The sequence below is a fragment of the Pedobacter sp. KACC 23697 genome, assembly GCF_045348445.1.
Classification (GTDB): Bacteria; Bacteroidota; Bacteroidia; order Sphingobacteriales; family Sphingobacteriaceae; genus Pedobacter.
Window position 1 is genome coordinate 2,791,912 of the sequence record NZ_CP157485.1, and the last position, 22,943, is coordinate 2,814,854.

Annotated in this window: 16 protein-coding genes; 12 read left to right on the top strand and 4 right to left on the bottom strand. The window is 40.2% G+C overall.

The genetic code is table 11. From position 1 onward, the window contains the following. Positions 1-12: 12 nt before the first annotated feature. On the bottom strand, positions 13-2,790 hold the full coding sequence (locus ABEG20_RS11185; RefSeq protein ID WP_406823429.1) for a TonB-dependent receptor domain-containing protein: 2,778 nt from the start codon (positions 2,788-2,790) through the stop codon (positions 13-15). Positions 2,791-3,051: 261 nt separating this feature from the next. Continuing rightward, positions 3,052-4,656, bottom strand: coding sequence for a tetratricopeptide repeat protein (locus tag ABEG20_RS11190; RefSeq protein WP_406823430.1), 1,605 nt, complete (start codon positions 4,654-4,656; stop codon positions 3,052-3,054). A gap of 777 nt (positions 4,657-5,433) precedes the next feature. On the opposite strand from ABEG20_RS11190, the gene ABEG20_RS11195 reads away from it, so the two are divergent. The 5 genes from ABEG20_RS11195 to ABEG20_RS11215 all read left to right on the top strand — a co-directional run bounded on the left by ABEG20_RS11195 (position 5,434) and on the right by ABEG20_RS11215 (position 11,922). Beyond that, on the top strand, positions 5,434-5,793 hold the full coding sequence (locus ABEG20_RS11195) for a hypothetical protein (protein WP_406823431.1): 360 nt from the start codon (positions 5,434-5,436) through the stop codon (positions 5,791-5,793). Between the two features lie 92 nt (positions 5,794-5,885). Beyond that, complete coding sequence (locus tag ABEG20_RS11200; protein ID WP_406823432.1) at positions 5,886-6,581, top strand: ABC transporter ATP-binding protein; 696 nt, start codon at positions 5,886-5,888, stop codon at positions 6,579-6,581. A gap of 18 nt (positions 6,582-6,599) precedes the next feature. After that, a complete protein-coding gene (locus ABEG20_RS11205) occupies positions 6,600-9,107 on the top strand; it encodes a TonB-dependent siderophore receptor (protein ID WP_406823433.1) in 2,508 nt (835 codons plus the stop codon). Further along, positions 9,107-10,552, top strand: coding sequence for an ABC transporter permease (locus ABEG20_RS11210; RefSeq protein WP_406823434.1), 1,446 nt, complete (start codon positions 9,107-9,109; stop codon positions 10,550-10,552). Before ABEG20_RS11205 ends, ABEG20_RS11210 begins: the two co-directional genes overlap by 1 nt. 8 nt (positions 10,553-10,560) lie before the next feature. Continuing rightward, positions 10,561-11,922 (top strand): DUF3526 domain-containing protein, encoded by a 1,362-nt coding sequence (locus ABEG20_RS11215; protein ID WP_406823435.1) that lies wholly within the window; start codon positions 10,561-10,563, stop codon positions 11,920-11,922. A gap of 733 nt (positions 11,923-12,655) precedes the next feature. Here the strand turns inward: ABEG20_RS11215 and ABEG20_RS11220 are convergent. Next, complete coding sequence (locus tag ABEG20_RS11220; protein ID WP_406823436.1) at positions 12,656-13,123, bottom strand: Lrp/AsnC family transcriptional regulator; 468 nt, start codon at positions 13,121-13,123, stop codon at positions 12,656-12,658. Positions 13,124-13,318: 195 nt separating this feature from the next. On the opposite strand from ABEG20_RS11220, the gene ABEG20_RS11225 reads away from it, so the two are divergent. The 5 genes from ABEG20_RS11225 (at position 13,319) to ABEG20_RS11245 (ending at position 18,390) form a co-directional block, all read left to right on the top strand. Next, positions 13,319-14,365: a PLP-dependent cysteine synthase family protein gene (locus ABEG20_RS11225; RefSeq protein WP_406823437.1), complete on the top strand. Its 1,047-nt coding sequence runs from the start codon at positions 13,319-13,321 to the stop codon at positions 14,363-14,365. Between the two features lie 23 nt (positions 14,366-14,388). Next, positions 14,389-14,838, top strand: a complete 450-nt coding sequence (locus ABEG20_RS11230) for a protein-disulfide reductase DsbD domain-containing protein (protein WP_406823438.1) — start codon at positions 14,389-14,391, stop codon at positions 14,836-14,838. Positions 14,839-14,854: 16 nt separating this feature from the next. After that, a complete protein-coding gene (locus ABEG20_RS11235; RefSeq protein ID WP_406823439.1) occupies positions 14,855-16,501 on the top strand; it encodes a protein-disulfide reductase DsbD family protein in 1,647 nt (548 codons plus the stop codon). Between the two features lie 222 nt (positions 16,502-16,723). Then, positions 16,724-17,281 (top strand): GH39 family glycosyl hydrolase, encoded by a 558-nt coding sequence (locus ABEG20_RS11240; RefSeq protein WP_406823440.1) that lies wholly within the window; start codon positions 16,724-16,726, stop codon positions 17,279-17,281. After that, positions 17,251-18,390 carry a GH39 family glycosyl hydrolase gene (locus tag ABEG20_RS11245; RefSeq protein WP_406827393.1) on the top strand — a complete coding sequence of 380 codons (1,140 nt, stop codon included), beginning with the start codon at positions 17,251-17,253 and terminating at the stop codon, positions 18,388-18,390. Before ABEG20_RS11240 ends, ABEG20_RS11245 begins: the two co-directional genes overlap by 31 nt. Before the next feature lie 163 nt (positions 18,391-18,553). Here the strand turns inward: ABEG20_RS11245 and ABEG20_RS11250 are convergent, their stop codons facing one another. Continuing rightward, positions 18,554-18,949, bottom strand: coding sequence for a DUF805 domain-containing protein (locus ABEG20_RS11250; RefSeq protein WP_406823441.1), 396 nt, complete (start codon positions 18,947-18,949; stop codon positions 18,554-18,556). Positions 18,950-19,293: 344 nt separating this feature from the next. Here ABEG20_RS11250 and ABEG20_RS11255 point away from each other — a divergent pair, with 344 nt between their 5' ends. Next, positions 19,294-21,297: an alpha-L-arabinofuranosidase C-terminal domain-containing protein gene (locus ABEG20_RS11255; RefSeq protein ID WP_406823442.1), complete on the top strand. Its 2,004-nt coding sequence runs from the start codon at positions 19,294-19,296 to the stop codon at positions 21,295-21,297. A 13-nt stretch (positions 21,298-21,310) separates the two neighbouring features. After that, positions 21,311-22,852: an alpha-N-arabinofuranosidase gene (locus tag ABEG20_RS11260; RefSeq protein WP_406823443.1), complete on the top strand. Its 1,542-nt coding sequence runs from the start codon at positions 21,311-21,313 to the stop codon at positions 22,850-22,852. Positions 22,853-22,943 lie beyond the last annotated feature (91 nt).

Sequence of the window (22,943 nt, forward strand, 5' to 3'; positions counted from 1 at the left end):
CTTTAAATGCTATTAATTAAATTTATACCTAAAGCCAAGAAGATAATTCTGGCCATAATAATCGCTCCTGATCAAGGTATTTCCGTTTTTAACCAAATCTTCTTTAATATCGTTATTTGCCGGATTTGTACCTTTTATAAATAGTTTTGTTGGGGTGTTTAAAATGTTGTTGGCTTTCACAAAAACACTGATGCCACCTTTAAAACGTTTCTCTGCAGAGGCATCTACCTGTACAAATCCCTTCTGCCACAAATCGTTATTTAAAAACTGTGAAACGGTGTTGATACGTGGTCCGGTATAGGCACCTGCCACCTGAGCGTCCCAGCCTTTTTTAGTGTCTTTAAACAATAACGACAGGTTAGCAATGTGTGCTGACTGACCATAAAGCGGCCGCTCCTGGTTTACATTGGCAGGCTCGGTATCTCCGGTAGTGCTATTGATCACCCTGGTGGTTTTAGTGGTGTTAATACGCGAATGGGTATAGGTATAATTGGCCTTTACACCTATTTTACTGAAATATTTAATATAATCTACCTCTGCTCCGTAGTTATTGGCGGTACCAAAGTTTCCCGGACTATAATAAATATCCTGACCGCGAACGGCATCAGCCTGAAAAGTATATTCAATTGGGTTTTTTATCCTTTTATAGAAAGCACCAACCAATAATTGCTCTGAAGCGCCGGGAAAAAGTTCATACCTTAAGTCGAAGTTATCGGCCAGTGCGCGTTGCAGGTTAGGGTTACCACGTTCCTGAAATTCTTCATTTACCACTTTTCCAGGTACAATTTCGTAAAACCCAGGACGGTTAAGGGCCTTATAGTAAGATGCATGTAACTGTGCTTTTTCTGTTAAAAAATATTTTGCAGTTAAACTTGGTAATACATCGGTATAAATCTGGTTTCCTTTTGGAAAAGATTCTCCTGCCGGAAAAAGAAGATTATAGCCCTGATTGGTATGCTCTACTCTTGCACCACCAATTACTTCGAGTTTAGCTGAAGTATATTTAAACATTCCATAACCGGAAGCGGTTTGCTCAGTTGCATCGTAGGTAAGGGAATTGGCTACTGCACCTGTTGGGTTGCTGACTACCAGATTCAGGTCGGTGTAATTTTGGAAATTTACACCGTAAATATCATTTGCATGATCTGCCCCCTGAGCCATATTGTAGTTATTAAAGAAGCTGCTTCTTTGTTTATCCCGGTATAAACCTCCAGCCATAACATCCAGTTTATGCTCGCCCTCTAAAACATGGTAGGTCAAATCAAGGTAAGCAGCCAAGTCCTCGTCGGTATTGCGTTCCCATCTGCGCGTAACCGGATTGGTATTGACTAAACTGGTGCGTTTGCGCTGAAAATTCTGCTCCAACCCATTCAGACTGATACTGGTATTTTCGGGTACGTCATTTTTGGCAGAAGAATAAACAGCCGACCACTTTACCTTAAATTTATCATTAAAAAACTGATGGTCGCCGTGCAGCGTAGAATTGTAAATCTGCTGCTCCGTTAAACGGCTTCGGGTATCGAAAACCAATTGTGCATTTCCTGCTGTTGGATCATAATCCTTGTTATAAGTGGTGGTTACCGCATCCCTAACCTGTTGATTTTTCAGGTTAACATACACATTGTAGAAACTGATCTGATGGTCTTTGTTGAAAACATAATCTATCTTCGCATGCAAACCTGTACGCTGCTGTTGCTCAGAAAATTCGCGATAACTTTTACTGGTAATGGTGGCATAAGCATCTGTACCAACAACCGAATTATTGTAAAACGTACTGTTGCTACCGCGATAGGTATTTTGATAACTACCAGCCAACACTACGCCTAATCTATTATCTAAAAAGCGCCTACTTAACGATAAACTTCCGATTAAATTAGGTGCAGGATTTTTATATTTATAATCAAGCGTTCCTTTGGTAAAATCGTTCTGCGTAGCACTATAGTTTTTCCCGTTTAATTCGTAAGGCGATTTATAATTAATACCGGAAGCATTGTAACTGGTAAACTTACGATCGAAAAACAGTTGGCTATAACCGGTAGAAACGTTGGCATTTACCTGCATTTGGCCTGGTGCATTTTTCATTACCATATTAATCGCTCCTCCAATCGCATCACCCTCTAAATTTGGGGTAAGGGTTTTATAAACCTCTAAACGATCGAGCAAATCAGCAGGAAAAAGATCGAGCGGAACGTAACGGTATTTATTATCCGGACTTGGGATTTTCACGCCATTTACCAAAGTATAGTTATAGCGTTTATCCATACCCCTCAATATCGCATACTGCCCATCGCCATTGCTATTGCGCTCTATAGACACACCAGAAATGCGCTGCATCACATTGGCTACCGTTAAATCCGGTGAAATTTCAATCGCCCGGCCTGATACGATATTCATCAGCTGCGGCGCATTTTTTTCTAAACGTCTTGCCCCCTGATCGGTAGAGCTCACCGCATTCGATTTAATGGTGATATCATCAAGACTTTTCGAATCACTCTCCATGTAAAACTTTAAATGATCGTTATCTTCCTTCAGGATCATAAAGGTTTTTTCGATGGTTCTGTAGGTAATGTAACTTACACTAATTTTTGCAGTACCTACTTTTACATCCTTAAATTCGAAAGTACCATCTAATCCGGTATTGGTTACACGTCTTGGGTTTTCTAAAACCACTGTTGCACCAACAATGGCCTCGCCAGTTTGCTTATCGTAAACGTGGCCTTTCAGTTTTGTGGCATTTGCTGTGCCTGCACAAAAAAGAAGTAAAAACAGAATTTGTAATGATTTATTCATTGTGTTTGGTCATGTCTTTTTATTATCGACGTGGCAAAGATGTATACACCAGATTACACCAGGAAATATTGAGGGTTACATAAAGGCAACAGCGTTACAACAAGCATATATCAAAAGGCAACATAAAACCATAAAACTATGACTATCAACAAATTAAATAACAATAAAAACGCCGTTATGCTTTTATTACCGTTACATTAACAAATTGTTAAGCACTTAAAAGCATTAGAAACGAGCAGAATACTAAAGCTGATGTAACGGTTATAATGCCTGGATAAATGCGGATAAATTATCGCCTTGAGCCAGATTCAGCTTTTTCCTTAGCCGATATCTAGATACCCTTAAGCTATCGGTAGATATGCCTAGTAAGGTGGCCATGTCGCCCGAGTCGAGGTTCATTTTTAACAGTGCAATTAGGCGCATATCTGCTGAGGTAAGCTCATGACTATATTTTTTCAGGCTTTCAAGAAATTGATGGTGTACCTGTTCGAAAGCCAAAGTAAATTCTTTCCAGTTGCGTTCGTGGTTAAAACTCTGGTTAATCTCGGTCAGAATCTGGTTCATCTGCTTTTTCTGATCGCGTTTATCCTCTTTCACCATCGCTTGTAAGGTACTTCTCAGGTTTTCCAAAAACTGGTTATGCTTAATCAGGTTTAAAGTATGGGTAGATAATTCCCTGCTTTTAACCTCCAGCAACTGTTTCAGATTTTGTTCTTCGAGCTGGAGATTTTTGAGTTCGAGGCTGGTTATATCGTGTTCTATCTCCTTCTGCCTTGCCAGCATCTGTTGATCTTTTAACTTTAAACCTTGCCTGCTGAAAATAACAAAACCCAAAACAACTACCAAGATCACCACAATGGTAGCAGAAAAGGCAATAATCCGGTTTACCTTCCGGTCGTTTTTCAGTTTAATAATCTCATCCGATTTTTTATTGATATCGTAAAGCACCTGCAAAAATGCTGCCTGCCTGGCGCCATCTACCGAATACAGATCGATAGTGTATTTATAACCTAGTTTTACATAGTGATAGGCACTATCCATATTATTCAATAACTCATACGCCTTGCCCAGGTCTCTGCAGCAGGAGCTTAACTGATAAATATTCCCCATCTTTTCGGCAAGTTTTAGTGCAGTTTCAGTTTGCAGAATACTTTCCTTATACCGGCCGGTTTTACGCAAAATATCGCCCAGGTTGTTGATGACTTCAATACTCCCCAGCTTATTATGATCTTTCTGATATAAATCAAGAGACTGTTTAAAGTGCACATAAGCAGAATCGTAACGCTCCAGATCTTCATAGATACTCCCCAGGTTTTCGTGTATTTTGGCAGCTTCGCTTTTATTGTTAAGCTTTTCGTTTATTTTTAAAGCCAGTTTTTGATAATAAAACGCACTATCGTAAAGCTGTCTTTTTTCATACAGCTGCCCAATATTACCCAATACCGTTACCTGCCCGTTTAAATTATTCAATCTTTTATAAAGGTTAATGGCTTTACGATAGCTATTCATGGCCTTATCTTTCTGCTTCATATAATAGTAAAGCACACCTGCATCGTTAAGGTTAGCGGCCATTAACAGCGGTTGATTGGTATTTCCGAATATTTTATCGGCTTTTAAAAAGAATTCTAAAGATTGACTAAAATGGCCTTGTGTATAACAAATCTTCCCCATTTGCTGCAAACATTTGCCTTCCAAAAGTTCATCATTATCATCTATAGCTTTAGCATATATTTTTTTTAACCGGGCCAGGGCCAAAGTCGGATCTTTTTGATTCAGCGCAATAATCGATTCGAATCTGTCTTCACCGGCGTATGCATTGGAAATGAAAAGAAGAAAAAGTACAATTACAATAAGGGGTTTAATCATGTTAAAAACAACTGCATCAGGCAATATGGGACAAAGAAAGAGTGCTCATGTTAACTTAAAGTTAAGTTGAAGTATTGAGTAATATATAAGGTGCTTTATTGATCTTTTTTTCGCTTCGGGTTTTAAGTGATATCAAGTATTGACGTATCAGACGGTATAACATCTGACACCACAGATCTTAAGTTGCATATATTTTGCCACGGAAACACGGATGGCACGGAGAATTTTACTATTGCCATTGCCATGGTTCGTATCTGCACAAACCATTTTCATTTTAAACACCACCGTGGTCTGTGTCCTCACAGAACATCTAAGCGATCAGAATAAACACAGGGGTCGATGAAATGAAAAACCAGAGTTAACTAAACCCGACCGGCAGCGTTATCCCGGTTTAATTATTATTTTATTTACTGTTTGATCTACCGGGATTAAGCAAAGGGCGGGGCTTACCTAACAGAAGCACTACTGGTATTGCTTTCCTAAAACCTAAATGATTAAGCTTTATACCCAACAACTAGCTATATCAATACAACATTTTTTCCGCGTCAGATGGAAACATCTGACACCGCAATATCCGAATTATTTTTGCCACGGAAACACGGATTGGCACGGAGAAATTTTCATAGCCATGGGTCGTATCTGCACGAACCTTTTTTATTTTAACACTACCGCCATAGTTCCATTTTAGTATCCTGATTACAAGTATTTAAACATCAATCTTATAACCAATCCTATTAAAAGATTTGATTTTAATTTTTTAAATGTAACTTTGTTGCATTGAAGCATTCAAAGTACACATACCGACGAGAAATTTTTACCCGCATATGGGCGATATTGTTATTGGGGGTTTTTCTGAATGCAACGCTGATAGAAAGTCTGCACCACCACACTGCGAAAGATACACCGCACCATACATCGTATTCAAAATACAATGCACAACTGGTTTCGGCAAAGTTAAAATGTAAACTCTGCGAAGTACTGAAACACCAATCGCACTTTTTCGATCGCCCCGTACCGCTTGCATTTCTATTACCAATAAATAAACCAGGTATAAAACCTTGTGCTTACCTGATGAAGCAACCTGTTGCTTATATATTATCTTTCAGCAATAAAGGGCCGCCAGACTTAATGGCCTGATCTCAAAACCAGGTTTACTTTATTTATCCGACAAATTTATTTTGCTTCATGTGCAGCTGTGCCCGGCATGCACCTATATTACTTTCTTTTTTATGCTTCAAGCGATTTCATTATCCAAAAATTACGGGGCTTACCAAGCTCTAAAACAACTTAATTTAACCGTTAACGCTGGCGAAGTATTTTGTCTTTTGGGGCAAAATGGCGCTGGAAAAACGACTACCATTAATTTATTACTTGGTTTTATCGAACCAAGCGCCGGTCAAATTTTAATCGACGGGAAAGAGCTGGATGCACACGATCAAGAGCGACGCAAACACCTCGCCTACATACCTGAGGTGGTGATGCTTTATGGTAACCTTTCGGCCATAGAAAACCTCGATTACTTTTCGAAACTGGCAGGTTTCAATTATGCCACCAAAAGTTTAACCAACTTTTTAAGTCAATGTGGTTTACAAGAATCGGCTCACCACAAGCATCTGTCTGGTTTTAGCAAGGGGATGCGCCAAAAAGTAGGTATTGCGATTGCCCTGGCTAAAAACGCGAAAATTATTTTAATGGATGAGCCAACGAGTGGTCTAGATCCGAAAGCAACGGCAGAGTTTACCCAATTGGTTAAACAATTGGCTGCCGAAGGTAAATCCATCTTAATGGCTACGCACGACATTTTTAACGCTGTAAATGTAGGCTCATACATTGGCATCATGAAACAGGGCGAATTGATCCATACCCTTAAAGCAAGTGAGATTAATGCAACCGACCTGCAGGAACTATACTTACAAACCATATAATAAAACCAAATCCATTTCATGTACCCAAAATATAAGGCACTTTCTGGTGCCGTTACAATTGGCTTGCTCTTTTTGCTCAATATTTTTAACCTGCAGGCCATTGCACAGATCAAGGTAAGCGGAAAGGTGGTGAATGCGCAGGATCAAGGCATTTACAAGGCCACCATTAAATTTAAAAATGGCAAAGATCCGTTGAATACGATGAGTGATTCGCTAGGAATTTTCACGCTTGTTTTACCTAAAACAGCCAATTACGCTGTTACTGTTAGTGCCGTTGGCTACAGCAGTTTTAGCCGCACATACCTTATCAATCAAACAGCTGACTTTAACCTTGATGCCATTGTATTGCAACTTTCGAATGAAGAACTACAAACTGTTGAAGTTGTAGGTACGAACAGCAAGAAATATTATGGAAATTACTCCTTCTCAGCCACAAAAACGGCCACTTTAAATAAAGATATTCCGCAGGCTATTTCTTCTGTTTCGAAAGAGTTAATTGCCGACAGGCAGGCAGCTGTACTAGCTGATGCCATCAAAAACGTAACGAGTGTATCGCAAAGCAGCTACTATAACCAATTCTCCATCAGGGGAATTAACCAAAATGAAGAAGGCGCTATTATCAACGGTATGCGTACCCGTCAGTTTTATTTCAACCAACCGTTAACCAACAATCTGGAACGAATAGAAGTCATAAAAGGTCCGGCAAGTGCCACGTTTTCTAGCGTAGACCCGGGCGGAAGTATTAACCTGGTCACTAAAAAGCCTTTGGAGGAAGACCGCAAGGAAATCAGTATCTCGGCCGGAAGTTTTAGTACAGTACGCGGAGCATTAGATTTTACTGGCCCGTTAAATACGGATAAAACATTGCTTTACCGGCTTAACCTTGGATATGAAGACAGCAAAAGTTTCAGAGACCTGCAATACAGAAAAGGTTACCTGATTGCGCCTTCCTTTTCGTACATCCCGAATGACCGTACCAGTTTAAATGTAGAGGTGGTGGTAAACAACAGCAATTCGAGATTAGACCGTGGCCAGGCGATTTTTGGCGCCATTGCCGGGCAAACTGATTTAAAAAGCACACCGATTAATTTTAACATGGGTGCCAGTAATGATCGTTTTAACAGTCAGGATTTAATGCTGATGACCAATTTTTCTCACCGTTTTAACCAGGATATTGTATTTAATGTGGCTTACATGAAGCAAAACTGGAACGAAGATCTTTTGGAACATCGTACCACCAATGCTTTTGGTGTTGATGAAAATAATCAACCTATCCCTACCCTGGCAGCCATGCGGGCAGTTCAACGGCAGCAAAAGTGGCGTACCGATAATTTAAGCACCTATTTCAGTATCAATGCCAATACGTTTAGTTTAAACCATAAAATGGTCATCGGCTACGATCGGATCAATACCCAGAAACTGCGTGGTGGCGGCGAAAATGCGGCACAGGGTTACCGGCTAAAAGATGGTACCATTGCCAGCAGATATGATCCAACAAAAAAAGACCTCTATTTATTTAAATTGGTAAATGGGGTGAATGCACCTGTACCTAATGTTGAGCATTTTAACCTTGCCAACCCCAGTTATACGATCAAAAATTTAAGCGATTATATTTTTACCAAAACTGAAATCCCACCGGCCTATAATTTAGTTAATGCCGTTTATTTTCAGGATCAGATCAAATACGATAAACTTACCTTAACCCTGGGCCTGAGACAGGAGTGGTACGAAGATTACAGCAATTACGAACTGGCTACTCAAAAGAAGATAGATCAGCAGAAGCTTTTGCCGAGGGTTGGGCTAACCTATGCGGCAACCTCCAACATCAACCTGTATGGAACTTATTTACAGGGCTACCAACCACAGGGCAATACTTCAACCCTGGTTATTGTGCCACCACCTGCAGGCGCTAACTTTAAACCCTTAACTAGCGACTTAAAAGAGATTGGTGCAAAATCAGAATGGTTGAATAAAAGTTTAATGGTTAATGTTTCGGTTTTCGAAATTAACCAGAAAAACCTCCTGATGAATGCAAACGACCCTTTGGATGTGAACCGTTTAATTGAACGTGGCGCACAGCGCAGTCGCGGCTTCGAATTCGAAGCTTCAGGTTTCGTCAGACCTAACTGGCAGTTTAACGCTGGTTACAGTTATATAGATGCCATTATTATGGATGATTTCGACCCGGCTTTAGTTGGTCAGCGCGTACAGAACACGCCAAAACACAGCGCCGGTTTATGGACACGTTATAATTTTGAAGCTCAACAACTGAAAGGTCTTGGCTTAGGTGCAGGTTTACAATATAGCGGCACTAAACTTCCCTTGTACATCAGGGATTTTACACTACCGGCCTATACCCTTATTGATGCAGCAGTTTATTATTCGCCCCCAGGCGCTAAGGTACAGCTGGCCTTAAACGCGAACAACATCTTCAATAAAACCTATTGGGTAGGTGCACAAAACTACCTACGCCTATTCCCGGGCACGCCAAGAAATGTAATGTTTAATGTAACCTATAGAATATAATGTCAGGTAGAATAAACACTATTGCAAAACAAACTTTTAAAGCCGCCTTTAACAATAGCGCCACCTTAGCCCTTACCATTTTATTGGGTTTATCGCTCTGTTTGGCTACCTATGTGGGTTGGCAAAACTTTAAAACGCAAAATCATCAACGGCTCCATTATAAAGCGCTGGTCAGGGCGCAATGGCTAGCCAAACCAGATAAACATCCCCATAGGATGGCGCATTATGGCTACCTTGCCTTTCGCGAAAAACATGAACTCAGTTTTTTTGATTTCGGCATAGAAAGTTTTGCGGGGGTATCGATTTTTTTAGAGGCACATAAACAGAACACCGTCAATTTTAGTGAAGCAGGATTTACGAACGGGATGTTAAGGTTTGGCGAGATCAGTGTAGCCATGGTATTACAACTGTTGGTACCCTTGCTCATTTTCTTTTTGGGGTATAACAGTATATCGGCTGAACGTGAATCGGGTACCTTAAAAATCCTGTTATGCCAGGATGTAAGCTGGAAACAACTCCTTTGGGGCAAAACCCTGGGTATTATCGGCATTTGCCTATCCATATTTATCCCACTCATACTGCTGACCATCTTGTTATGGGCATCATTAAGTCATTGGCAAATCAGTACGGATTCTGCCTTACGCCTGTTACTCCTGGTTTTAACTTATGCCATCTATTTTTTCATCATGTCGGCCATTACGGTTTTGGTTTCAGCCTTTGCCCGCAGTTCTAAATCGGCCTTAATTACCTTATTGGCCTGCTGGATATTTTTTATGGTCATAATGCCACGCATAACCCAGGCGGTGGGTGTAAAGATCCATCCTTCACCTTCTAAAATAGAATTTACAGATGCCATTGCTACAGAAGTTCACCGGCAGGGAGATAGCCATGATCCTAACGACCCACATTATGCAGCCATTAAAGATTCGCTACTGAAAGCTTACGCGGTTGATGATGTTAAAAAACTCCCTTTTAACTATGGGGGTTATATTATGGCCGAGGGTGAAAAGATTACCTCAAAAATTTACAGCAAACATCAAGATGAACTGAACAGAATTTTTGAAAAACAGAACAGCGTGACTACAGTTACGGGTTTCTTAAACCCATATTTATCACTGAAAAATATTTCGATGGCCTTAACCGCCTCTGATTTTAATACCTTCGTCGATTTTCAGCATCAGGCAGAAACCTATCGTTATCAACTTGCTCAAAAGATGAATAAGCTGCAGATTGAAAAGATCAGCAACATTAAACCCGGGGATGAAGAAAAACCATTAGCCATTAGTAAGTCCAACTGGGCACAACAACCCGATTTCAACTACCATTTCAAAAAATTAGATACTGTTTTGACGAATGAGCTATTGGCGTTAAGTGCCTTAACCTTTTGGTTAATGATTACGGTTATGTTGCTTCAGTATTCAAACAGATGGATTAAAACGATATGACATTACGCATGAAAAAAAATAGATATCACCTTGAATTTAAATTGTTTTTTAGAAGCAGTTCTTCCTGGATTGGGATCTTTGTGCTCCTGATAACAGGTTTTGCAGGCCTGTATTTTGGCAAAACCTTCATCGCCAGGCAACAGGCTGTAATTGAAAAAGCAGCCACATTGCAAAAGAAAAACACCCTTACCAATATTGATCATTTTGGCAATGATATTGGTCTGTTATTTTTCCATCATAAGTTTACGCTGGCAAACGCTCCTGATCACTGGGCGGCCTTTGCCAATGGACAGCGTGATATCAATCCATATTTAATTTCGGTAACCATGCTAGGCCTCGAAGGCCAGCTTTATGATACCGATATCAATAATCCTTTTAGCCTGCTTTTGGGCAATATGGATTTGAGTTTCGTTTATATCTTTTTGTTTCCACTGGTCATTATTGCCTTTACCTACAATCTCCTTTCAGCACAAAAGGAAAGTGGTATTTGGTCGCTCTTAAGGGCGCAAACCAACCAATCTTTTCAAGTTATCCGGCAAAAGTTTTTGGTCAGGGTGGTGGTGATTTTTAGTGTGGCATTATTGCTGTTATTGGTAGCGATGCTTTACCTGGCATTGCCTCAAGATTTAACCTTCCTTTCGGTTACCGTACTCGTTTTAATCTATCTTACTTTTTGGTTCGCCATTTCCTTTTTCTTCATCTCTCTGGGTAAATCATCTAATTTTAATGCATCCGCACTGATAGCCATGTGGGTATTGCTCTGCATTGTAATTCCGGCATCTTTTAATCTTTTCCTAACGCGTAAATATCCGGTACCAGAGGCTTTGCAAAATGTAATTAACCAACGCGAAGGCTACCATGAAAAATGGGATATGGCTAAAGATGTAACCATGAAACCCTTTTTTAAACATTATCCGCAATTAAAAAAATATCCTTTTCCAGAAAAGAAAACCTTTAGCTGGTATTGGTATTACGCCATGCAGCAAATGGGCGATGACCAGGCAGTGGCAAGTAGGTTGGCTATCGAAAAGAAATTGGCCAGCAGGCAGTATTTCACCAATATTGTTGCTTTTTTCTTTCCCACTATACAAACGCAGCTTGGGGTAAATAAAATAGCAGGAACAGATCTCGATACACATCTCTGGTTTCAACAGGCGGTCAGAAAATACCACGAGCAGATCCGATTACATTTTTATCCGGCCATTTTTCTTAATCAATCAGTTAACGATACTGATATTAAAGATTATAAACTCGAAAAATATAATCGGCAAAAGGCTCCGACAATATGGATGAATATGCTTTCGGTGTCACTGTTAACTATCATTATTATTAGTGCCACGGCTTTCAATTTAAAAAGGTTCAATAATTAACAGAATGGTCATCCTTAAAAGAAGGCTTTTTCAGCCGATAGCCACCCCGATTTTTCGCATCGCGTACACAAATTTATATTAGTGATTATTTTTTAGCAAGTATTATTATGGCGATCGTCATGCTGAATTTATTTCAGCATCTTAAGAAGCTTTAATATCAAAAAAAATATCATTGGATATAAATATTGGATTTATCTTCGCTCTATGCCGCGGTGGCATGGTACTTTGGAGCGCCAAAGTACCCAAAGCGCTTTGTCAATCCAGCAATGGGCCTATTACACGGCCATACTCACATCAAAAAAACAACGGCACTTCGTTTTGTGTTCAATATATTTCTCATCATTTAATTCGCATCTATGAACACAAAACCACTGCGTTTTAGGTTTGGTAGTACTATTTGTTATTTTCTGCAACTGTTTTTTTGATTTCTCCGGCCCTTGGGATTGACGACGTTCTTCGGTTAAAACAATGTGTTATTTGCGGAAGCCTGCAAAACGCCAAAAAAATTATTATTAAAAAAGATATGTCCACACGATAGGGCTTTTCGGGAAAGCAATCTTTACAGCAAGGATTGCTAGCATGAAAGATTGCTTCGTCGTTCCTCCTCGCAATGACGTTTTATTGAGGACATCCGCAACCTCAAATTCTACTAGGTAATCAATCGACTCAAAGGTATCAGATTTCCTTAAACCAATGACAATTGGCCAACTAACTAATGATCAATAAACCTCTCTTACAATGGATAAGCAGTTTCACTCTTCGGTTCAGAAAGTACAAAGTAGCTCTGAACGGTTGTTATATTGGGCAGTGTAGCCAATTTATTCCGTAAAAACTCGTGGTAAGCATCCATATCTTTGGTGGCAATACGGAGAATAAAATCATGGGCGCCTGTCATTTGCAGACATTCCATTACTTCGCCAAACTTGGATACTTCGGTTTCGAATTCGATCAGCGTTTTAGCAGTATGCTCTTTTAGCAGTACATGCGAGAAAGCAATCAGGTTTCTGTTGATTTTTTTCCGGTCAAGAATGGCCACTATTCTTTTAATATAACCCTGTTCCTTTAATCTCCTGATACGTTCGTGTATGGTTGCTATCGATTTATGCAGCTTTAACGAGATCTCCTTATGGGTTAAAGCGGCATCATGTTGCAATAATTTTAATATTTCGATGTCAACCTGATCTAAATCTCCTTGAATCATATATGCTTGGGAATGAAAAAAAATATAATGGACACTAAAAAATTCAACCTAAACTGAAATTAAAATCAATAATAACTAAAAAAAACATAAAATTTCTGAAAAAAATAGATTGTATTGACACAAACAAGAATAATACTGAGTTTTACCGGAATTTAATTAATTAAAAATTTTCTTTAATTGATTTAAAAAATATCCATGAAAGTATTAACAGCAAATGAATTAACAGCTTCCAAAATGGGAAAATTTGAACATTTATCACTCCTGATTGGCAATACCCCAATGCTGGAGCTTACTTATACTTACCGCGGGAGTATGGGTAAAATCTATGTTAAATGTGAACACTATAACCTAACTGGCAGTATTAAAGACAGGATGGCGCTTTATACCTTGAAAAAAGCTTATGCGGAAGGTAAAATCAAAGCCGGCGACCGTATAGTTGAGGCGACCAGTGGCAACACCGGGATAGCATTTGCCGCAATCGGTAAAGCTCTGGGCCATCCGGTAACCATTATTATGCCTAACTGGCTCAGCAAAGAGCGCATGGATATTATTAAAAGTTTAGGTGCTGAAATTATTCTGGTAAGCAAAGAAGAAGGCGGATTTATCGGTAGCATTAAACTTGCAGAAGAAATGGCCGCAAAAGATCCGAATGTCTTTTTACCAAAACAGTTCGAAAACATCGCCAATCCCGAAGCACACGAACAGACCACAGGAAAGGAAATCTGGGGACAATTACAATTGAAAAATATATCGCCCGATGCTTTTGTTGCCGGTGTAGGTACCGGAGGAACCATTATGGGTGTAGGTAATTTTTTAAGAAAGCAAAATGCTGATATTAAAATCCACCCGCTTGAGCCTGCAGAATCACCTACGCTAACCACGGGTTATAAAGTTGGCAGTCATAGAATTCAGGGCATTTCTGATGAGTTCATTCCTGAAATTGTGAAACTGAGCGAACTGGATGAAGTGGTACAGGTAAACGATGGCGATGCCATACTCATGGCGCAAAAACTAGCAGAGAAACTTGGTTTAGCTGTAGGTATATCTTCGGGAGCCAATGTAATTGGTGCCATCAAACAACAGCAAAAAATGGGAATCGACAGCTGTGTAGTGACCATCTTTTCGGATAGTAACAAAAAATATTTAAGTACCGATCTAATGAAAACAGAACCTATTAAAACAGGATATATTACCCCTGAAGTAGATTTTCTGGATTACCAGGCCTTTAGCAGATTAAACTAACCACCAAAAGCAATAACCACAACATGAAAAAAATCATCTTTTTATTATGCGCCGTATGCCTGATTAACCTTTGTGCATATAGCCAGATTTTAAAACCCGTAACCTGGAGTTACGCGGCAAAAAAAACCGGCCCAAATACAGCTACTGTTTTTATTAAAGCCACTATAGATCAGGGCTGGCACCTCTACTCTCAATTTGTTAAAGATGGCGGCCCTGTTAAAACAACCTTTACTTTTCCAACAGCTGCTGCTTACAGTTTGGTTGGAAAAACGATCGAACCAAAAGCGATAACCAAATTCGAACCTACTTTCAAAATGGAAGTGAGTTACTTCGAAAAATCGGTAGTTTTTCAACAAAAAATAAAGTTGAAAGGTAAAACCGCAGCGGTTAAAGGCAGTGTAGAATTTATGGTATGCGATGATAAACAATGTTTGCCGCCAGAACAGGTCGACTTTAGTATTCCTGTAAAATAATATTGTAATCAAGCATATGATATCCTTTAAAAAAATATGTCTCGGTTTGCTGTTCATTTGTGCCATATCCTTAAACGGATATGCACAGGACAGCGCTGGTACCGATGACCTTACGTTTACAGAGATTAAGCCTGAAGCGTCTGACAGTACCATTAAAGCAACTGATACAATTGTTAAAACAGCAGCGGTTTCAACCACTGTTAAACAAACCCCTGCACCACAAAAAGAAGAACACAAAACCTTGTGGGGCATTTTTATTGCAGGCTTTATCGGCGGTTTAGCGGCCTTATTAATGCCATGCATCTTCCCCATGTTGCCGCTTACGGTAAGTTTTTTCACTAAAGGTTCAGAAAAAGGAAAAGCTTTTCAACGGGCAGCCTTATATGGTTTTTTCATTATACTCATTTATGTGGTACTTGGACTTTTGGTTACCGTAATTTTTGGTGCAGATGCCTTAAACAGTTTATCTACCAATGGGATATTTAATTTCTTTTTCTTCCTGTTGCTTGTTGCTTTCGCAGCTTCATTTTTAGGTGCTTTCGAAATTACCCTGCCCTCTTCATGGGTAAATAAAATGGATGCCAATTCGGATAAAGGCGGTATGGCAGGACTATTTTTTATGGCCGGAACGCTGGCCCTGGTATCTTTCTCGTGTACTGGTCCGATTATAGGTACCCTATTGGTACAGGCGGCTACAACCGGCGCTTTATTAGGTCCTGCAATTGGCATGTTTGGCTTTTCATTGGCGCTGGCTATTCCTTTTGCCTTGTTTGCACTATTTCCCTCTGCCATGAACAAACTGCCAAAATCTGGTGGTTGGTTAAACAGTGTTAAAGTTGTGCTCGGGTTTCTTGAACTTGCTTTTGCCTTAAAATTCTTAAGCAATGTAGATCTGGCCTACCACTGGGAATGGTTTGACCGCGAAATATTCCTAAGCCTTTGGATTGTTATTTTCGGAATGATGGGCATTTATCTTTTAGGTAAACTAAAATTTTCGCATGATAGTCCGCTGGCATTTATCTCCGTGCCGAGGCTTTTTCTCGCCACAATAGTATTGGCTTTTACCATTTACTTAATCCCGGGCATGTGGGGTGCACCATTAAGGAGTATTTCTGCTTTTCTTCCACCGCAGGAAACCCAGGATTTTGATCTGTATACCACCAGTTTACTAGCCGGAAAACAGGCCGCAACAAATGATGGTCCGCATAAATATGCAGATAAATTTCATGCTCCGTTGAAACTGAATGTCTATTTCGATTATGATGAAGGTATGGCCGCTGCAAAAAAGCTGAACAAACCTGTAATGATCGATTTTACCGGCCATGCCTGTGTAAACTGCAGAAAAATGGAAGCCAATGTTTGGCCGGATCAGGATGTATATAAAATGCTCAGCAATGATTATGTATTAATCCAGTTATATGTGGATGATAAAACAGAACTGGCTCCTGCTGATGTAACGGTTACACCCGAAGGGAGAAAGCTCACCACCATCGGCAAAAAATGGAGCGATTTGCAAGCCAGGAAATTTCAGTCTAATTCGCAGCCGTTTTATGTATTGCTAGACCCAAAAACAGAAACAATACTGGCTCCACCTCAAGGTGCTGATTATGAAATAGCCAATTACAAAAAATTCTTAGTGAGTGGTTTAAACGCTTTCCACTAAAACAGATAGGAATAAAAGCGTTGAATTTAATTTTAGTTAATGATGTAAGGACAGTACCGGATGGTCTGTCCTTTTTTCTTTTGAGGCTAGGTTTATAGCGGAAAAATCATTACTGATTTTTGAAATTTATTCTGGAGATCTGTCAAAATATCATTTTTTTTTATTTATTTTAAATGCAAGGAATGTATGCTGTGCGCAAACAGACATTATAAAATACGCCATATGAACATCTTAAAAAACGTTTACCTTTTCATTGGTTTATCCGTTTTTAACTACACAGCAAACGCTCAGTCAAAAACTAACATTGAGATTAATTTCGAGAAGAATATAGCACCTATGAAACCTGTATGGGCTTGGTTTGGTTATGATGAACCAAATTACACCTATATGAAAGATGGCCAGAAATTGCTCACTGAAATTTCAAAATTAAGTCCGGTTCCCGTATATGTTCGTGCTCACAATTTGCTCACCTCCGGAGATGGCACCCCCGCTTTAAAATGGGGATCAACCAACGCCTACACAGAAGATGCACAGGGCAATCCGGTTTATAACTGGAAAATTGTTGACCAGATTTTTGATACCTATGTAAAAAGGGGAATGAAACCTTTGGCACAGATAGGTTTTATGCCCGAGGCACTATCTACCAAACCATTTCCCTACCAGCATAAATGGAAACCAGGCGTACGCTACGATGAAATCTTAACCGGTTGGGCCTACCCGCCAAAAGACTATAAAAAAAATGGGGAAATCTGGTATATGAATGGGTTAAACATTGTGTAGCACGATATGGTAAGGCTGAGGTAGAAAGCTGGTACTGGGAAGTATGGAATGAACCCGATGGCGCTTATTGGAAAGGTACCCGGTCCGAATTCTTTAAACTTTATGATTACGCAGCTGATGGACTAAAACGCGCCTTACCTACTGCAAAAATTGGAGGCGCCAACGTAACAGGTGGTGGAACAAAGTATCTGGATGCCTTTATCCAGCACTGCTTAAATGACACCAATTACGTAACCGGTAAAATCGGTTCGCCCTTAGATGCCGTGCTTTTCCATGCTAAAGGCTCGCCAAAGGTAGTTGATGGAACAGTAGTGATGGATGTAAGGGCACAGCTCCGTAATATTCATGGTAATTATAAAATCATCAGTAAATACCCTCAGCTTAAAAATATCCCGGTAATTATTGGCGAATCTGATCCCGAAGGCTGTGCGGCCTGTGGGATGAGTACCAATCCCGAAAATGCTTATCGCAACGGCACCATGTATTCTAGTTACACCGCAGCCTCTTTTGCCAGGCTTTATGAACTTACAGACCAATATAACATCAATCTTCTGGGGGCTGTTACCTGGTCGTTCGAATTTGAAAACCAGCCCTGGTTTGCAGGCTTTCGCGATTTAGCGACTAACGGCGTAGATAAACCAGTTTTAAATATATTCAGGATGTTTGGCCAAATGAAAGGGAACCGCGTGGAGACCACAAGCAACCGCATGTACAATTTAAACTCTATTTTGGATTCTAGTATCAGAAAACCGCAAACAGACGTTGGTGCTTTAGCCACCAAAGCAGAAAGAACAGCTGCAATGATGATCTGGAATTACCACGACGAAGATAAAACAGGCATCCCCGATTCGGTAAGGGTTATATTTAAAAAACTACCCGTTAAAACCATCACATTCACCGAATACCGCGTAGATGCATATAACAGCAATGCATATGAAGTTTGGAAAAAAATGGGTTCTCCACAAAATCCTGACGCCAGGCAAATTGCCATATTAGAGAAAGCAGGTCAGCTTAAAATGATTGGAAAACCGGTAAAGCAAAATAGTTCAAAAAATATAGAGCTGGTATTGCCCAGGCAGGGCGTATCGTTATTGAAAATGGATTGGTAAGTAAATCCCCGCAGTTTTTTTTGAAACCTGCAAAAACGTTTGTTTTGGGATTTTAAAAGGATTAAAAATTCTAAGCCCATCCGGCCACGGTTGCAAATCACAACGAACAATTACGTCATCATCAAGTAGCAATTAGTAATCGCGAACACCGGCAATATTATGATTAGTTGCCTTGATCTTCTACTCCCGGATGCTGACTGGCCGTTACAGGCACTGTACTCAACTGTGAGTCAAAATCAGTTCCATAATAGAGATCGTTCCCTTCACCTTTCGGATTATCGCCATATTCATTTGGACCATAATCGCCGGGGCCGAAAAATAAAATAAAGCCATAAAAAGGAATGAGCATCCACCAGCCGGAGTTGCCTCTGTCGTGACACCGTTTAGCACTTTGTGCAATCAGGATATAGAGTGGAATCAACATCAATATGCCAAAGGCTTCCGATTCACCTTCTGCTGCTGCAGCAATGATGCCAACAAAAATTAAGCAAATAATTCGGGAAAGGGCGTATTCAGTACGACGAATGCGGCCTTCGAAAGAGAAAACTGATTTAAACATAAGTGCGTTTGATGGTTTGGTTAGCACTAAAATAGCGTATTTTTTAGTATTTCAACCTTTTTTAGTTACAAAGTGTGGTATCCCGCCTTTTGCCATAATAGACAGGTTACAGTATCATCTGCCGGTATCTGCTATAATTATTTCCGGTGATCAATCAAAAAGCTAATTCACCAGCCCTTTTTCAACCTCCCCTGCTGTATCCGTTACCAATCTCATTTATCCGTTGCGGAGATTGCAGAATTAATGAACAAAATAATAGGAGAACAAAAAAATAAATGTTCATATAACGTTTATTATGTTAAATATTTTACTTTTACCAGGAGAATCTTCCAAGTATAAACTATATGAAATTAAATTATCCTATAAAAAGTATCTTTTCAGCATGTATAGCATATGCTGTCATCGGAATTGGATACACTACAGAAGTGCAGGCTCAAACTGCTAAAGTAATTAAAGTTAAAACAGACCAAAGTATTGCTAAAGTGCAACCGAACATGTGGGGTGTTTTTTTTGAGGATATTAACTTTGGCGCTGATGGTGGTATTTATGCCGAACTGATTAAAAACCGCTCTTTCGAATTTACCAAACCATTAATGGGCTGGACCATCCAGCGAAAAAAGCAGCAGGAAGGCGAAATATTGGTGGTAAACCGCAAAGAGGTAAATACCGCCAATCCCAGATATTTACAGATAAAAAAACAAACCGACGATTTTGAGCTCGTAAATGAAGGATTTAAAGGTATTGGGGTAAAAAAGGGACTACGCTACGATTTTTCATTGATGTACCGTCAATCAGCCCCAGGGGTTAAACTGGTATTGATGTTAAAAGATGCAAACAATAAAATCATCGGACAGGGAACATTAATACCTGACCAAACGGGTAATGAATGGAAAAAACAATCAGCAAGTTTTACCGCTACCGAGACCGATCCAAAAGCTAAATTCTCCATCCTTTTTCAGGGAAATGGAAATATCGATGTGGATATGATTAGTCTTTTCCCTGGTGATACCTGGAAAAACCGTCCGCAAGGACTAAGGGCCGATATGGTGCAGTTATTGGCCGATATGAAACCTGGTTTTATCCGTTTTCCGGGAGGATGCATTGTAGAAGGAACTGACCTGGCCAACCGCTACCAATGGAAAAAAACCATCGGCCCGATTGAAAACAGGCAACTGATTATCAACCGCTGGAATACAGAATTCGCAAACCGCGCTGCACCAGATTATTTTCAAAGTTTCGGTTTAGGCTTTTTCGAATATTTTCAACTGGCTGAAGATATAGGCTCAGATGCATTGCCGATATTAAATTGCGGTATGGCTTGCCAGTTTAACTCTGCTGAAGTAGCTTCGCTTGACGAACTGGACCCTTATGTACAAGATGCCTTAGATCTGATTGAATTTGCAAATGGCGATGTGACAACCAAATGGGGCAAAATGCGGGCCGATTTAGGTCATCCGAAACCCTTTAACCTTAAAATGATGGGCGTAGGAAACGAAAACTGGGGACCTCAGTATTTAGAAAGGGTTGCCATTTTTACTAAAGCCATCAAAGCAAAATATCCCGATTTTAAAATCATCAACAGCTCTGGAACAGATCCGGAGGGCGACCGTTTTAACTTGCTAAACACCACCTTAAGGAGCAATCATGCCGATTTTATTGACGAACACTACTATCGCCCTGCCGATTGGTTTTTAAAAAATGCCGGCCGTTATGATAACTATCCAAGAAACGGATCGAAGGTTTTTGTAGGCGAATACGCTGTGCATGCAGATCAAAATTTTGTGGGCAGTAACCGCAACAACTGGCAAAGCGCATTGGCATCGGCTTCGTTGATGACAGGCTTGGAACGCAATGCCGATGTGGTACAAATGGCATCTTATGCCCCGCTTTTCGCACATGCTGATGCCTGGCAGTGGGCTCCGGATATGATCTGGGTAGATAACTTAAAATCGTATGGTACCCCGGATTATTATGTTCAGAAACAATTTTCTACCAATAAGGGAACCGATGTGGTTTCGATTACGCTTGACGATAAGAACATTATTGGCCAGGACGGGCTTTACGCTTCTGCCGTTACCGATCAGCTAAAAAAAGAGCTCATTATTAAAATCGCCAATAACTCCGGTCAATCGCAGCAAATAGATTTTGATCTTGAAGGGAAAATGAAACTGAAAAGTAAGGCCACTAATGAGGAAATAGCGAATAGTAACCTTACTCAGGTTAATTCTTTCGAAAATCCCGAGGCGGTAAGTCCAAAAAAAAGCACGATTAAGCTAAAAGGCAAAAAATTAAACATCGCGTTAAAACCTTACTCTTTTAATGTGATCAAAATCCCATTTAACCAATAGACTTAACGAGATCATGATGAAAAAACTTCTCTTATCTGCAACCCTATTCTGCAGTTCTATTTTAGTGCATGCACAAAATGAAACCCAATTAACCATCAAACCTGCGGGCGATCAGGTGGTGAGCAAACACATTTACGGTCATTTTTCAGAACATTTGGGCCGCTGTATTTATGATGGCTTTTGGGTGGATGAAAATTCGACTATTCCAAATAAAGGAAGGATCCGTTTAGATATTGTAGATGCCTTAAAGAAGATAAAAGTTCCAAACCTGCGCTGGCCGGGAGGTTGTTTTGCCGATGAATACCATTGGAGAGATGGTATCGGACCAAGAAACCAACGCCCGAAAATGGTCAATACCAATTGGGGCGGTGTAACTGAAGACAATAGTTTTGGCACGCACGAATTTTTGGATCTTTGCCAGATGCTCGATTGCGAACCTTACATTGCAGGAAATGTAGGCAGCGGAACGGTTGAAGAAATGGCCAAATGGGTAGAATACCTGAATTTTGACGGTGTAAGCCCAATGACAGCTATCCGCAGCCAAAACGGAAGGGAAAAACCATGGAAAGTTTCTTTCTGGGGTGTAGGTAACGAAAGCTGGGGTTGCGGTGGCAACATGACGCCAGCTTACTATTCTGATTTATACCGCAGGTATGCCACTTATGCGCGCAACTATCCGGGTGCTCCGCTCAAAAGAATCGCCAGTGGAGCCAATTCGGGCGATTACAACTGGACCGAAACCTGTATGAAAAATATTGGCGACCAAATGTGGGGATTAACTTTACATTATTACACCATCCCAACAGGAAACTGGGACAAAAAAGGATCAGCTACCAAATTTGATGAAGCACAATACTTTTCGACCATGAAAAACTGCCTACATATGGAAGAACTGGTAAGCAAACACTCCGCAATTATGGATAAATACGATCCTAAAAAGAAAGTGGCTTTGGTGGTTGATGAATGGGGAATCTGGACAGATGTGGAACCTGGAACTAACCCTGGTTTTTTGTATCAGCAGAACAGTTTACGTGATGCTTTAATTGCAGGCACCACTTTAAACATCTTCAACAACCACTCCGATCGCGTTAAAATGGCTAACCTGGCACAAACTGTAAATGTACTGCAGGCTTTAATCCTAACTGAAAAAGACAAAATGATCCTTACCCCTACTTATCACGTTTTTGATCTGTACAAAGTGCATCAGGATGCCAAATATCTACCGATTGCCTTTACCAGTCCTGATTATGTTGTAGGTGATCAAAAAATCCCGGCCTTAAACGTTTCTGCTTCGCAGGATGCCAGCGGTGCCATCCATATTTCTTTGGTTAACTTAGATCCTAACAAAAAAATCGCACTCAGTACGGTTTTAGATGGCCTGAAATGGAGCTCGGTTACCGGACAGATTTTAACTTCAGCTAAATTAACAGACGTAAATACATTTAACGATCTGAACAAGGTACACAATGCAAAGTTTACAGGTGCAAAAAAATCTGGCAATTCGTTAAAAGTAGAACTACCAGCTCAATCTGTCGTAGTTCTGGAATTGAAATAAGGTAATATCCCTAGAGAGGTCGTCATCCCCAACTTGATTGGGGATCTTAATCCAAACGTATTAAGATTCCCGCATGCGCGAGAATGACGAC